This is a genomic window from Caulobacter sp. Root1472, assembly GCF_001426985.1.
GTDB classification, from domain to species: Bacteria; Pseudomonadota; Alphaproteobacteria; order Caulobacterales; family Caulobacteraceae; genus Caulobacter; species Caulobacter rhizosphaerae.
The window spans coordinates 24,398-39,216 of sequence record NZ_LMFX01000021.1 but is presented as its reverse complement, the minus strand read 5'-3'; the positions used below and the strand labels follow the sequence as shown (position 1 = coordinate 39,216).

The window sequence follows — 14,819 nt, the reverse complement described above, 5'->3', positions numbered from 1 at the left end:
ACTTGGCCAAGGGCAAGACCAAAGTCGAAACGCCCCCGGCGCCGGAGTCCGGACGAGCGGTGACCATCCACGACGTGGCGCGCTACGCCGGCGTGGCCTCGATGACCGTGTCGCGCGTCGTCAACGGCAACAGCTATGTCAGCGACGCCATGCGCGAGCGGGTGCAGGCGGCGATCAAGGCGCTGAACTATTCGCCCAACCTGGCGGCGCGCAATACGCGGGCCGGCAACACGGGGCCGCGCGTCGGCGTGCTCTACAGCAATCCCAGCGCCTCCTATCTCAGCGAGGTGATGCTGGGCGGCATCGAGCAGAGCTCCAGGCTGGGCACCCAGCTGGTCCTGGAGCGCTCGACCGGCCTGGCCAGCCAGAAGGCCGCCGTGCGCCGCCTGCTGGACCAGGGGGTGGACGGGGTCATCCTGCCGCCGCCGCTGTGCGACTCCCGCCCGACCATCAACATGCTGCACGCGGCCGGGGTGAAGGTGCTGGCCCTGGCCACCGCGCGGCCGATGCATGACGTCTCGTCGGTGCGCATCGACGACTACCAGGGCGCGGCGGCCATGACCCGCCACCTGATCGAGCTGGGCCATTCGCGGATCGGCTTCGTCAAGGGCGACCCGCAGCACACCCCCACCCAGTTGCGCTACGAAGGCTTCGTCGACGCCATGACCGCCGCAGGCCTGCCAGTCGATCCCGACTGGGTGGTCCAGGGCCAGTTCACCTATCGCTCGGGTTTGGCGGCGGCCGAGCTGCTGCTGAGCCCGGACGAGCGGCCGACCGCCATCTTCGCCAGCAACGACGACATGGCCGCCGCCGCCCTGGCCGTGGCCCACGGGCTGCAGATCGCCGTGCCCGAGGCGCTGACCGTCGTCGGTTTCGACGACACGCCCATCGCCAGCACCGTCTGGCCCGAACTGACCACCATCCACCAGCCGATCAGCGCCATGGGTCGGGCGGCGGTGTCGCTGATCGTCGACGAGATCAAGGCCGAGCGGGCCGGAAACGCCCCGGGCCCGACCCATCAGCTGATGAAGTTCACCCTGGTCAAGCGCGGTTCCTCGGGTCCGGCGCCGGCGAAGGCCCCGTCGCGCCGCCGGGCCGCGAAGGCGTGACCTAGGCGGGGACCCGAAGGGCGGCCTGGGTGTCGGGCTGGTCGTTCCACAGCCGCGCCGCGCCGCGCACGCCCGAGGCGTCGCCCCAGCGGGCCGGCGCGATGCGGGCCGACCAGCGGTCGGAAAATACCCGGGGCGCGATCAGGGCCGGCAGGCGCTCGTAGATCTCGCCGACGTTGGACAGCCCGCCGCCGAGTACCAGCACGTCGGGATCGGCGATGTTGACGAGCACGGCGATGGCTCGGCCCAGCCGGTCGACATAGCGGTCGAACGCGGCGACGGCCGCGGGCTCGCCCTGGCGGAAACGGCCGATGATCGCCTCGCCCGTGACCTGGAGGCCGGTGGCGGCGGCGAAGTCGTGCTGCAGGCCGGTGCCCGACACCCACATTTCCAGGCAGCCGTGCTGGCCGCACCAGCATCGAGGGCCGGGCAGCTCCTGCGGGGTCGGCCAGGGCAGGGGGATGTGGCCCCACTCGCCGGCGACGCCGTTGGGGCCCTCGACCAGGCGTCCGTCCACGGCCAGGCCGCCGCCGCACCCGGTGCCCAGGATGATGGCGAAGGCGACGCGGGCGCCGGCCGCAGCCCCGTCCACCGCCTCGGACAGGGCCAGGCAGTTGGCGTCGTTGGCCAGGCGCACCGGACGACCCAGGGCGGCGGTCAGGTCCTCCCGGAAGGTGCGGCCATTCAGATAGACCGAATTGGAATTGCGCATCACGCCCGTGGTCGGCGAGATCGAACCGGGCGAGCCGACGCCGATCGTGCCGCGGCCGCCGGCCTGCTGCTCGACCTGGGCGATCAGGTCGCGCACGGTCTCGATGGCGGCGTCGTAGGCGCCGGGATTGGGGGCTCGCACCCGCGCCAGATAATTGCCCTGGGCGTCCAGGGCGGCGGCCTCGACCTTGGTCCCGCCGAAATCAATACCGACCTGGATCACCAGTAGGGCTCCCAGGCGCGCGTCAGCCGGACCAGGGCCTCAAGGAAGAAGTAGTCGCCCCAGATGCAGGCCTCGTCGACGCCAACGCCGTTGGGCATGTGGTAGACCGCGTGGGCCAGGACGCCCGTGCCCGGCGGTCCGGGCGGCAGCAGGTAGCGCGTCCCCAGGGTCTCGACCGTCGCCAGGGCCGCGCCCTCGTAGGCGGCGCGGTCGGGGTCTGTGAGCGGCAGTCCGCGCGCCAGTTCCAGCAGGCCGCAGGCCGCGATCGCCGCCGCCGAGCTGTCGCGTTCGTGTGGCGGGCCGGTGAACACCAGGTCCCAGCAACAGATCAGGTCGGCCGGCAGGCGGTTGAGGTAGTAGTTGGCCAGCCGGGCGCTCAGCGCCAGCATCGACGGATCGGCCTTGTAGCGGTGGACCAGCGGAAAGCCGCTGATCCCCCAGGCCTGGCCGCGCGCCCAGCACGAGCTGTCGCTATGGCCCTGGTGGGTCTTGCCCATTCGCGGGGCGCCGGTGACCGGATCCATGAAGAAGGTATGGAAGGTCGAGCCGTCAGGCCGCACGATGTGGCGCGCGGCCTGCTCGATATGGCGGTCGGCGGCGTCGGCGAAGGCGCGGTCGCCGGTCGTCTCGCTCGCCCAGTAGAGCAGGGGCAGGTTCAGGTTGCAGTCGATGATCATCCGGCCGGCCTGGGCGGGATCGCCGAGGTCGCCCCAGGCCTGGATGATGCCGGCCTGCGGCAGGTAGCGGGCCAGCAGCAGGCGCGCGGCCTCCAGCGCCGCGTCGCGCGCCTGGACGTCGCCGGTCAGCTTGTAGGCCGCCACGCAGGACAGCGAATAGAGGAAGCCCAGGTCGTGGTGGTCGACATTGATCCGGCGGTCGACCCGGTCCTTGAAGCTTTGCACCTGCCGCTCGGCGGCCTGCCGGTAGCGGGCCTCGCCGCTGGCCTCGTAGGCCAGCCACAGCATGCCGGTCCAGAAGCCGTTGGTCCATTCGACATTGCCCATGGCGGGATAGACTCCGCCGACGCTGGACGGCGCGGGGAAGGCGTCGGTGAACACCGCCAGATTGGCGTCGATGCGGGCGAGCACGGCGGCCAGGATCGCGTCCAGGGCGGCGCGGTCGGGCGCGCGGCCTTCCAGGGCGGCGCGCAGCTTCAGCGGTTCGCGATCAGAGGTCGGTGGAGGGGGCATCGGCGGCATGGATCAGTCGACCTTGGCTAGATCGGCGTCGGGGAGGGCGGTCTTTAGCGCAGGATCGGCCTTGCTCGCCGAAGCCGGCGTCGGCGACAGGGCGAACAGCGAGGCGGTCCAGAACAGCGCCGCGCCCAGGGCGATCAGCAGATAGGTGTGGGGGAAGCCGATCAGGTCGTAGGACTTGCCGACGATCGGCGACAGGACGGCCAGGCCCAGGGAATGGCCAAAGCTGACCCCTACCAGATAGAGGGTCGAGGCCAGCCGGGCCTCGAAATGGGCGGCGATGTAGCGGAAGATCGACACCGCCAGGATAGGCAGTTCCAGAGAATGGAGCATCTTCATCGCCGAGATCGCCACCGGCCCCTCGACGAGGCCCGAGCCGGTGATGCGGAAGATCATGATCGCGGCCGCCAGCAGGAGGCCGTTCTTGGCGCCCGTGCGGTTGACGATGAACGGGGCCACGAACAGCATCCCCGCCTCGACGAAGATCTGGGCCGAGTTCAGGTAGCCGAACATCGCCGCGCCGTGCTTGGGATCGGCGAACTGCGAGGCGTAGTAGGCGGGAAACTGCTGGTCGAAGACCAGGTAGAGGTTGGTCACCCCCAGGATCAGGACCATGAAGCCCCAGAACTTGGGCAGCTTCAGGATGGCCAGGGCGTCCAGCGGCCTGAGGCTTTCCGAACGGGCCTGCTCGCCGGCGGCGCCCTCGATCCGGGTCATGGCCAGGATCGGCAGCAGCAGCAGGCCGGCCAGCGAGGCCAGGGAGAAATTGATCAGCGGATCGATGTTGTAGAGCCGGCCCGAGAAGAACGCCGCGAAGGCGAAGCCCAGCGAGCCCCACAGCCGGGCGCGGCTGTATTCGAACCCGTCCTTGCGGCCGACGCGGTCGACATAGGACTCCAGGGCGTAGCTGCCGGCGATGAAGGTGACGCCCAGATAGAGCCCGCCCAATGCCGCGCCCAGCAGGATGTTGCTCTTCAGCAGCGGGCCGTAGACGAAGGCGAAGAAGGCGCCCGACAGCATCACCAGGGCGGCGATGACCCACAGGATGGTCTTGCGGAAGCCCACCTTGTCGGACAGGAAGCCGTAGATCGGCTGCGAGGCCATGGCGAAGATGAAGTTGGCCGAGAACACCACGCCGGTCTGGGCGCCGGTCAGGCCGAGGGTACGCTTGAGCCACAGGGCCAGCAGCGAGATGCTCATCGCCTGGGCGAAGAAGTAGAGGAACAGAAAGGCGCTGAGCAGCGCGTAGTTCTTCTTGTTCATGGCCTCGAGCGACTCCTCCCCCGTTTGACGCCAGGTGGCGGCGCGGCTCTGGAGCCGCTCGGGTCGCTCTGTGATAATCGAAAAGAGATATCGATACCAATCAAAATCCACCGTACCGGCTCCGAACGGAAAGGGCTTGCCATTCAGCGATGATATCGATAACAGTTATCTCGGGCCCTTAGGCCCCTGTCCTGCGAATTTTCCCGGGTGGATTCTCCTGACTCCGGGAACGGGGCGCCTGGCTCGGCCGGCGCCCCGCGTTTTTCGGACGATATCGAGGACTCCGGCGGCGGCATGCCGGACCCGAGAACCCGACGATCTCACTCTTCCCGTCGACGCCAAGCTTGGAGCCCGCTAGTGACACGCGCCGCCAACATGACTATGACTCGATGATATCGATATCAAGTGACGGCGCTCCAGCCGTCCGCGGGGAGTGACGTCATGCGCAGACACAGGGGTTCCAGATCGGCGGCCAGGACTCTGGCCGCATCCCTGCTCCTGGCGCTGGGACTCTCAAGCGCGGCCGTCGCCCAGAGCGACACCGACCCGGCCGGGGCGGCGCAGGTCGACCCGAACCTGCAGATCTACCCCACTCCGCCCGCCAAGCTGGTCTACAGCCTGCACAGCGATGATTTCACGGTGCGGGTCCGGCGTCCGGGCGGGCCCTGGCGCGATCTCTATGAGTACAACATCAAGGTCGACCAGGACCGCCCGCACGACGCCTCGCTGGTCCAATTCGATTTCCGCGGGACCGTTGAGATCGCGGTCCAGAAGAACAACGGCGATTTCCGAAGGGTCGAGGTCCGGCCTCGGCGCAACGCGGTCAAGACCACGGTGAAGGGCGGCGTCGTCTATTTCACCCTCGATCGGCCGCAGAACCTTTCGGTGGAGTTCGACGGCGACCGCCTGGGCAACCTGCACATCCTTGCGGGCGAGCCGATCGCCCGGCCGGCGCCGGGGCCCGGCGTCGTCGTCTACGGACCCGGCCTGCACGTCCCGCCGGACGGCGCGACGTCCTTCCCGGCGGCCTCCAACCAGACGATCTATCTGGCGGGCGGCGCGCTGATGCAGGGCGTGTTCCAGCCGACCAAGGTCGAGAACCTCAAGATCATCGGCCACGGGATGTTCCTGGAGTCCGACCAACTGGTGGTCCAGGACTCCACCAATGTCCTGATCGAGGGGCCGACCTTCCTCAATCCGGTGCACGGCTCGCTGGCGTGCAGTTCGTCGCGTCAGGTGCGGTTCCACGACGTCAAGGCGTTCGGCAAGGGCGCGTGGTCCGACGGGATCAACGTCTTCGCCTGCCAGGACGTCGACATCGACAGGGCCTTCATCCGCACCTCCGACGACAGCGTCGCCATCTACGCCACCCGCAAGAACGGCGTGGGCGACACGCGCCGCGTGCGGGTCAGCCGCTCGATCTTCTGGCCCGACGTGGCCCACGCCATGTTCGTGGGCCTGCATGGCGACAGCGCCAAGCCCAACACCCTGCAGGACATCGTCTTCGACGACATCGACGTCCTCAACCTCGACGAGGACGATCCGGAATACGAGGGTGCGATGGCCATCAGCGCCGGCGACACCAACACCGTCCGCGACGTCACGTTCAGCAACATCCGCTTGGACCATGTCGAGGAGGGCAAGCTGATCAATCTGCGGGTGGTCTATAACGCCAAGTACAACACCAGCCCGGGCCTGCTGATCGACGGCGTCCACTTCAGGAACGTCAGCTATACGGGATCGGGCTGGGCCGGACCGTCGATCATCGCCGGCTACGCCCCAGACCGGCCGGTGCGCAACGTGACCTTCGACAACGTCACGATCGCCGGCCGCAAACTGACCGGACCGGCGCCCGAGATCCTCGATGTGGGCCCCTATGTGAGCGGTCTTTCCTTCAAATAGGATCGGTGGCCGGACGGCCGTGCGCCGCCGCGCGGTCGCGGCTCGGCGATTTAGCCTAGGCGGTCGAAGCCAAATCTTGGCTAGAATGCCCCGTGGAAAGACCGTTCGCGCCCGCGACGATCCACGGGGAGAGCCTCTTGAGCGGAAAACGACGACCCGGCGTGACCCTTCACGACGTCGCCAGGCACGCCGGCGTGTCCTCGATGACGGTCTCGCGGGTGATCAACGACTACGCCTTCATCAGCGAGGCGGCGCGGGCCAAGGTGCTGAAGTCGATCGAGGAACTCGGCTATCGCCCCAACGCGGTGGCGCGCGCGACACGAACCGGCGTCGCCCAGGTGGGGGTGCTGTATTCCAATCCCAACTCGTCCAATCTCAGCGCCTTCCTGATGGGCGCCTTCCGCAAGGCCGGTGAAATCGGCTGCCAACTGCTGATCGAGCCCACGGCCGCCCATCCCACCCCGGCCCGGGCGGTGGCCAAGCTGATCGAAGCGGGGGTCGGCGCCGTGGTCCTGCCGCCGCCGCTGTGCGACGACGCCAAGATTCTCAAGCTGCTGGCCGCCGCCGGCGTCGCGCCCGTCAGCTTCGCCACGGCCAGGCCGTCGCCGGACGTGACCTCCGTCGCCATCGACGACTTCGAGGGCGCGGCGATGATGACCCGGCACCTGATCGCGCTGGGCCACGTCGATATCGCCCTTGTCCGGGGGGATCCGTCGCACTCGACCTCGACGCGGCGCGAAGAGGGCTTTCGGGCGACCATGGCGCAAGCGGGCCTGGCGGTGCCCGACGCCTATGTCGTCGAGGGCGCCTTCACCTATCGCTCGGGCCTGACGGCGGCCAGCCAGCTGCTGGGCCTGCGCCGCCGGCCATCGGCGATCTTCGCCAGCAACGACGACATGGCCGCGGCCGTCAGCGCCGTCGCCCATGGCATGGGAATCGCCGTGCCGACCGAACTCAGCATCGCCGGATTCGACGACACGCCCGTCGCCTCGACCATCTGGCCGCAGTTGACCACCATCCACCAGCCGATCGCCGACATGGCCGCCACCGCCGTGGAACTGGCCGCTGGCCTGGCCCGCCGCGACGCCGACGATGACCAGCCGCGCAGGCATGTGCTGGCCGAACTGACCCTGGTCGTCCGCCAATCGACCGCACCGGCCGCCAGCTGAAGCGCGCTTTCACGGTCCGCGTCGGGCTCTGATTGACGGCGTCGGAGGAGGGGTGATATCGATATCAATCGTTCGCCCGGCCGATGGCGGCGATCAAAGAAAACAGGCCACGGCCAGCGCGCCGAAGGCCGGAACCGTCTGGGAGGTCTCGATGATCAGCCTGTTCTTCAAGCCCGTTCGCGCTCGCCTTGGCCGCGAATCCGGGGCGCGCTGATGATCCGTTCGCCTGTCGACCGCCGTCGCTTCGTGCTTCTGGCCGCCGCCGCGACCGCGCCGCTTGGAGCAGCGAGCGCGGCCCTGGCCAAGCCCACAGAGACCTCCGCGCCGCTACGGGTGGTCTCGCCGGACGGGCGGGTTCGGCTGGAACTGGACACGCGCCAGGGCCAGCTGTCCTGGAGCGTCGCGCGCGACGGCCGCGGGGTTCTCCGGCCAAGCCGGTTGGGACTGGACCTCGCGGATGGGGCCCGACTTGGAGCGGGCGCGACGGTCGTCTCGGCGACGCGGCGACGTCTGACGGGGACCTGGACGCCGACCTTCGGCGTGAAGGCGACCTACAGCCAGGCCTGCGAGGAGATCACCGTCGATCTGCGGGATCCCAGGACGGGGATCGCCTTCGCCGTGGTCGCCAGGGCCTACGACGCCGGCTGCGCGGTTCGCTACGTCCTGCGCCAGGCGCCGGGCGGGCAGAGCGTGACGGTGGGCGGCGAGGCCACGACCTTCAACCTGCCCGCCGGCGTCGAGGTCTATTCCAGCCGGGACGAAGGCGAATACCAGCGCTCGACGCCCGCCGCCCTGGCGCCGGTGGTGCATCCGGACCTGACGGGAAGCTCCGACGTCGGCCCGCTGGCCGACCTGCCGGTCACCGCCGTGGCGGCCGACGGGAGCGGGGTGCTGATCGCCGAATCGGACCGCCTGCACTATCCGCGCGCCATGCTGCGTCCGGCCGCCGACCCGGCCGAAGGACTGACGGTCCATCTGATGCACTATCCGGGCCGCGCCACCGGCTGGTCCGGCCCCGGCGACACGCCGCCGGCCCCGACCTTCCGGCTCGACGTCGGCCAGACCACGCCGTGGCGAGTTCTGATCCTCGCCGACACCGTCGCCGGCCTGATCGAGCGCGCCGACCTGATCCCCACCCTGGCCACGCCCAACATCCTGGGCGACGTCAGCTGGGTGAAGCCGGGCAGGGCGGTGCGGATCCGCAAGCCCTACAGCACCGAAGCGGCCCTGAAGGTCGTCGCGTTCGCGGCCGCGCGGAAGCTCGACTATGTCGAGTTCGACGCCCACTGGTACGGCGACGGCACCGATCCCGGCGACGCCACCGTCCCGATCGCCGGCCTGGACCTGCAGCGCATCATCGACACGGCCCGCGCCCAGGGGATCGGCATGATCCTCTATGTCGACCGGGTGCCGGCCATGCGCCAGCGGGACGCGATCCTGGACACCTATCGGCGCTGGGGCGTGGCGGGGATCAAGTTCGGCTTCGTCTGGGAAGGCCGCCAAGCCGACAACGACTTCATCTTCGACCTGGTCAAGGCCTGCGGCGAGCACCGGCTGCTGGTCAATCTGCACGACAACCTGCGTCCGGCCGGCCTGGAGCGGACCCTGCCCAACTATGTCGCCCTGGAAGGCGTGCGGGGCAACGAGCAGTTCCCGACCGCCCGCCACAACGTCACCCTGCCGTTCACGCGGGCGGTGGCCGGGCCGATCGACTACACGATCTGCTACGCCAACCCGAAGAACCAGACGACCAACGGCCACCAGCTGGCGATGGCGGCGGTCTACTACAATCCGCTGACCTTCCTCTATTGGTACGACACCCCGGACAAGTACGCCGGCCGCGCCTGGCCCGACCTTCGATGGTTCGACGAATGCCCGACCACCTGGGACGAGACCCGGGCGCTGTCGGGCGCGATCGGCGAGCACGTCATGGTCGCGCGGCGTCATGGCAAGCGCTGGTTCCTGGGGGCGATGACCAACGAGTCGCCGCGCGTCCTCAAGGCGTCGCTGGGGTTCCTGGGACGAGGGCGGTGGATGGCGACGGTGTTCGCGGACGGTCCCGCCGCGGCCAAGGCGTTCGAGACGCCCGTGGTCATCCGCAAGGTCCCGGTCACCGCCGCGACGGTGCTGTCGCTGGCGTTGGCGCCCAGCGGCGGCCAGGCCATCCTGTTCGAGCCCGTATAGCGGAGACGCCCGTGCCGTTGGTCAAGTCCCTCCTCCTGGGCGCGCTTCTGGCCTGCGCCACCGGCGCGCCGGTTCTGGCCCAGCCAGAGCCTCCCCCCTTCGCGGCCGACCAGGGGGACGGGACCTACCGCAACCCCGTGCTGGCGGGCGACTATTCCGATCCGGACGTGGTTCGGGTGGGCGAGGCCTACTACCTGACCGCCTCGTCGTTCACCAACGTGCCCGGCCTGCCGATCCTGAAGTCGACCGACCTGGTCAACTGGACGCTGATCGGCCACGCCCTGCCGCGGATCACGCCCGTGGCGCATCATGCCACGCCGCGGCGCGGCGGAGGCGTCTGGGCGCCGGCCATCCGTCACCACGACGGCAGGTTCATGATCTACTACCCCGATCCGGACTTCGGGATTTTCCGGGTCACGGCGAGCGATCCGGCCGGACCCTGGAGCGCGCCGGTGCTGGTCGACGACAGCAAGGGCGCCATCGACCCGGCGCCGTTCTGGGACGACGACGGCCAGGGCTGGCTGGTGCACGCCTGGGCCGGCAGCCGGGCGGGGTTCAGCAACGTCATCACCGCGCGTCGCCTGAACGCGGCGGGGGACAGGACGGTCGGCGAGCCCGTGACCCTGATTGACGGGGCCAAGCTGCCGGAGGTCGCCACCACGTTCGGCCCGTCGCCCTGGTTCACCACCGAGGGACCCAAGCTCTACAAGCGGGACGGCTGGTACTACATCTTCGCCCCCGCCGGCAGCGTGAAGGGCGGCTGGCAAGGGGTGTTCCGGTCTCGCGATCTGCTGGGGCCCTACGAGGGCCGCAACGTGCTCGACCAGGGCAAGACCCAGATCAACGGGCCCCACCAGGGCGCCTGGATGACGACTCCCAAGGGCGAGGACTGGTTCCTGCACTTCCAGGACACCGACTCCTACGGCCGGCGGGTCTGGCTGGAGCCCATGGCCTGGAAAGGCGGCTGGCCCGTGATCGGCCAGGATCTCGACGGCGACGGGCGGGGCGAGCCGGTGCTGCGCTGGCGCAAGCCCAGGGTGGACGGGGCCCAGGCGCCGGTCGCGGCGCCGACCAGCGACACGTTCGATGGCGCCCTGTCCCTGGCCTGGCAGTGGAACGCCAATCCCAGTGACGACTGGGCCAGCCTGACGGCCAAGCCCGGCGCCCTGCGCCTGAAATCGATCTCCTCGCCGGAGAATCTCTGGGAGGCCGGCGCGCTGCTGACCCAGAAGCTGCCGGGCCCGACCTTCAGCGCGACGACCCGGATCGACTTCGCGCCCAAGACGGTCGGCGAGCGCGCCGGGCTTGTGATGTTCGGCGCCGACTACGCCTGGATCGGCCTGGAGAAGACGGCCGACGGCGTACGTCTGGTCCGGGTGGACCGCGTGGGGGCCGACGCCTTCCAGCCCGAACGCGTCACGATCGGCCTGACCTCCGCGCCGGCCAGCGTCTATCTGAAGCTCAGCGCCTCGCCGGTCACGGTGGCCGACCCGCCGCCGAACTTCCCGCACTATGCGCCGTCGATGCTGCGCTCGACCCACGCCCGGGTGGTGTTCAGCTACAGCCTGGACGGGGTGTCCTACACGCCGCTCGGCGAGCCGTTCGTCAGCAAGCCGGGGCGTTGGGTCGGCGCGCAGATGGGCGTCTTCAGCCAGGCGGCCGCGGGCCGGCCGGCCTTCACCGCCACCCGGATCGGATGGACCGACATCGACTCGTTCGACGTGACGCCCTGACCGGTCGCGGCGTCGATATCGCGGGAATGATATCGATAACCACCCCAGCGTGCGCCCTGGCGAATAAAGGCATCGTTTTGTCTCACCCAGGCCGATAAAGGGTATTAGTAGGACAATTGACATATTGCCATTTCGCTTGATATCGATAACAGTATCAAGGCGGCGGAGATGACCGCCAAGACGAAAATGAAATGGCTTCGGCGACGCCGCGGGCCGTTCTGGAGCGAAACGAAGAGGCCACCGCAACCGCGTCGGAGCGTCACGGCAGAGCCGGATGGGCCGTGCGCTAACGTCGCTCCCACAAGGGGGCGCAACGAAACAACAAGGAGGGGAAACCATGTCGAAGCCAACCCATAACCGATCGACCCACCACCGGCTCCTGGCCACCGCGTCCATGACCGCCCTGCTGGCGGTCGGCTGGACGGCGGCCAACGCCCAGACCGCGGCCGCACCCGCCAACGACGCGGCCGTCGAGGAGGTCGTCGTCACCGGCATCCGCCAGAGCCTGCAGTCGGCCGTGGCGATGAAAAAGAACACCATGGAAGTGGTGGACTCGATCCGCGCCGAGGACATCGGCAAGCTGCCCGACCCCAACGTCGCCGAGACCCTGACCCGCGTGCCGGGCGTGCAAGGCTACCGCTACGGCGGCGAAGGCGCCTCGCCGGTCGGCGTCGGCTCGGGCCTGACCATCCGCGGTCTGTCGGGCCAGACGGCGTCGCAGGTCGACGGCCGCGCCTACTTCACCGCCGGCGGCAGCGAGTTCAACATCGAAGCCGCTATTCCCGGCATGATCGCCGGACTGGACGTCTATAAGAACCCGTCGGCCGAGCATATTGAGGGCGGCATCGGCGGCTTGGTCGACGTGCGCACCCGCCGGCCTCTGGACCTGAAGGGCTTCACCGCCAGCGCCGCGATCAGCGGCAAGTACAACGACATGGTCAAGAGCCTGCAGCCGGAATACTTCGGCCTGGTCGCCAATCGCTGGAACGTCGGCGAGGGCGAGATGGGCCTGCTGCTGGCCGCCAACTACCAGAAGAGCTGGAACCGTTCCGACAACGGCCCCGGCCCCGGCGGCACGAACCTGCGCCGGGCGGCGGCGGCCAACAGCAGCGACTGCAGCGCCGCCAACCTCGGCGGGGCCTATAATGCAACCCTGTCCAGCCGTTCGGACCTGTCCTGCCTGATCTCCGTCAGCAACGCCGATGCGCTAGCCATGACCCCGGCCCAGCGCGCCAACCTGATCAACTTCGCCGGCGTGCAGATCAATCAGAACGAAGAAGACATCCAGCGCACCCGCAAGGGCGTCAACGGCGCGTTCCAGTGGAAGCCGAAGTCGAACCTCGAGTTCTATATCGACGGCAACTACAACTCGTATCTGTATCACCAGAGCTACCGGTTCCTGAACTCGAGCGACAGCCGCTACGTCCAGAACCTGACGACCACGCCGTTCAGCACCACCGAAGGCCTGGCCAGCCGCAACGCCAATGGCGGCGAGGACGCGATCCTGGCCGGACAGCGCTTCGCCAGCGGCACGTTCGTCGGCTCGACCTTCAGCAGCACCGGCGGCGAGGAGCACCGCCTCTACAAGACCTGGATCCTGGCCGGCGGCAGCAAGTGGAGCCCGACCGACGACCTGGACCTGAAACTGGACGTCTCCTACGTCAAGGCCGACCAGCATCAGGACAACCGCGCCGTCAACATGGTTCCCCGGGCGGGCCTGGCCTGGAACACCACCCGAGCCATCGGCGCGCCGCAACAGGTTTCGATCTCGGGTCCGGATCTGGGCAGCGCTGGGAGCTGGGTTCTCCAGAACTACGCCAACGGCACGAACAACGTCTATGATGACGCCGGCCTGGCGGCCCAGTTCGACGGCAAGTACAAGCTGCACGACAGCTTCATCGAGGACATCAAGTTCGGCACGCGGTATTATCGCAAGAAGTCGAAGTTCTATAACTACTCGTTCAGCGGCAAGAACCTGACGACCGACGGCGCCGCCCTGGCGGCCAACCAGTCCAACGGTATCTTCGCCACCAGCGTGGCGGACCTGGTCAACGGCTCGCACACCAATTGGCTGGATGGCGACGCCGGCTACGGCGGCGGCTTCCTGACCTTCAACCCGGACGCCCTGCTGGGCGACAATGTCCGCAATCGCTTCCCGCTGGCGGGCATTCCGGCCGAGGACTCGCTGCCCGAGATCGTCCTGTCGCGCCGCCTGGCGACCGAGCAGACCTTCGCCGGCTACGGCGTGGCCGACTTCTCGTTCCTGAACGACAAGATCCGCGGCAACATCGGCGCGCGGGTAGTTCGCACCGAACTGGACGCCGAGGCTCGGATCACCGACGCCACGGGTACGATCGTCCCCAACAAGAGCAGCAACGCCTACACCGACATCCTGCCGACCTTCAACATCACCGGCTACATCACCCCCGACACCCTGCTGCGGTTCGGTTACGGCCAGGGGCTGACGCGCCCCAGCGTCGGCGACATCAATCCGACGATCTCGGTCAACACCACCAACGGCACCGGATCGCAGGGCAACGCCGACCTCGCGCCGCTGCGGGCCGATAGCTACGACCTGTCGTTCGAAAAGTACTTCAACAACACCAGCTACGTGTCCGCCGCGGTGTTCTACAAGGACGTCAAGGGCTTCGTCCTGGGCGTCGAGCAATGCCAGACGGTGGCGATCGCCGCGCCCTATTCGGGGACCACGCCGAACAGCTGCCCGACCGGCCAATATCGTGTCACCACGCCGGTCAACGCCCAACCGGGCTACGCCAAGGGCGTCGAGCTGGCCTTCCAGACCTTCTTCGACTACGGGTTCCTGCCGGATATGCTGAAGAACTTCGGCGTCCAGGGCTCCTACACCTACGTCAAGACCGAACTGCCGCTGAAGCTGACCGGCGCCTCGGGACCGGTCACCAATGTCCGCCAGCCGTTCCAGTCGGACAACAACTACAGCATCGCCGGCCTCTACGAGAACGACTTCATGTCGGCTCGCCTGGTCTACACCTATCGCTCCGACTACGTGCTGTTCGGCGTTTCGGCCAACCCGATCGACGGCCGCTACCTGAAGGGTTACGGCCTGCTCGACGCGTCGGTGAACTTCAACTTGCGCAAGGACCTGGCCCTGTCGCTGACGGCGTCGAACCTCACCAACAAGGCGCCTCAGCGCTATGTGGGCGAGCCCGACAACGGCTACGACACCGACATCCTGCGCCAGTCCTACGCCAACGGCCGCATCTATGGGGTTAGCCTCCGCTACAAGTTCGGCGGCTAAACCCGATCACTCATCCTCCCCCTGCTGCGCCGCCCTTCGGGGCGGCGCCTTT

9 protein-coding genes are annotated in these 14,819 nt (G+C 68.4%); 6 read left to right on the top strand and 3 right to left on the bottom strand.

Going from position 1 to position 14,819, the window contains the following annotated elements; genetic code table 11:
- The first annotated feature begins 2 nt into the window (after positions 1-2).
- Positions 3-1,109: a LacI family DNA-binding transcriptional regulator gene (locus ASD47_RS14570; protein ID WP_230983680.1), complete on the top strand. Its 1,107-nt coding sequence runs from the start codon at positions 3-5 to the stop codon at positions 1,107-1,109.
- A 1-nt stretch (position 1,110) separates the two neighbouring features.
- Here the strand turns inward: ASD47_RS14570 and ASD47_RS14565 are convergent, their stop codons facing one another.
- Genes ASD47_RS14565 through ASD47_RS14555 form a run of 3 tightly spaced genes read right to left on the bottom strand, consistent with a single transcriptional unit; the run spans position 1,111 to position 4,502 of the window.
- Positions 1,111-2,043 (bottom strand): ROK family protein, encoded by a 933-nt coding sequence (locus ASD47_RS14565; RefSeq protein WP_056757860.1) that lies wholly within the window; start codon positions 2,041-2,043, stop codon positions 1,111-1,113.
- Complete coding sequence (locus tag ASD47_RS14560) at positions 2,040-3,242, bottom strand: glycoside hydrolase family 88 protein (RefSeq protein WP_200945263.1); 1,203 nt, start codon at positions 3,240-3,242, stop codon at positions 2,040-2,042. The genes ASD47_RS14565 and ASD47_RS14560 overlap by 4 nt, the downstream gene beginning before the upstream one ends.
- Before the next feature lie 3 nt (positions 3,243-3,245).
- On the bottom strand, positions 3,246-4,502 hold the full coding sequence (locus tag ASD47_RS14555) for an oligosaccharide MFS transporter (protein WP_056757857.1): 1,257 nt from the start codon (positions 4,500-4,502) through the stop codon (positions 3,246-3,248).
- A gap of 441 nt (positions 4,503-4,943) precedes the next feature.
- Here ASD47_RS14555 and ASD47_RS14550 point away from each other — a divergent pair, with 441 nt between their 5' ends.
- The 5 genes from ASD47_RS14550 to ASD47_RS14530 all read left to right on the top strand — a co-directional run bounded on the left by ASD47_RS14550 (position 4,944) and on the right by ASD47_RS14530 (position 14,767).
- On the top strand, positions 4,944-6,404 hold the full coding sequence (locus ASD47_RS14550) for a glycosyl hydrolase family 28 protein (protein WP_056757854.1): 1,461 nt from the start codon (positions 4,944-4,946) through the stop codon (positions 6,402-6,404).
- 161 nt (positions 6,405-6,565) lie between these two features.
- Positions 6,566-7,573 carry a LacI family DNA-binding transcriptional regulator gene (locus tag ASD47_RS14545; protein ID WP_156402254.1) on the top strand — a complete coding sequence of 336 codons (1,008 nt, stop codon included), beginning with the start codon at positions 6,566-6,568 and terminating at the stop codon, positions 7,571-7,573.
- Between the two features lie 213 nt (positions 7,574-7,786).
- The gene (locus tag ASD47_RS14540; RefSeq protein ID WP_056757851.1) at positions 7,787-9,757 is read left to right on the top strand and encodes a glycoside hydrolase family 97 protein; all 1,971 of its coding nucleotides are present in this window, start codon (positions 7,787-7,789) and stop codon (positions 9,755-9,757) included.
- Positions 9,758-9,774: 17 nt separating this feature from the next.
- A complete protein-coding gene (locus ASD47_RS14535; RefSeq protein WP_369800308.1) occupies positions 9,775-11,490 on the top strand; it encodes a glycoside hydrolase 43 family protein in 1,716 nt (571 codons plus the stop codon).
- 337 nt (positions 11,491-11,827) lie between these two features.
- Complete coding sequence (locus tag ASD47_RS14530; protein ID WP_082564623.1) at positions 11,828-14,767, top strand: TonB-dependent receptor; 2,940 nt, start codon at positions 11,828-11,830, stop codon at positions 14,765-14,767.
- Positions 14,768-14,819 lie beyond the last annotated feature (52 nt).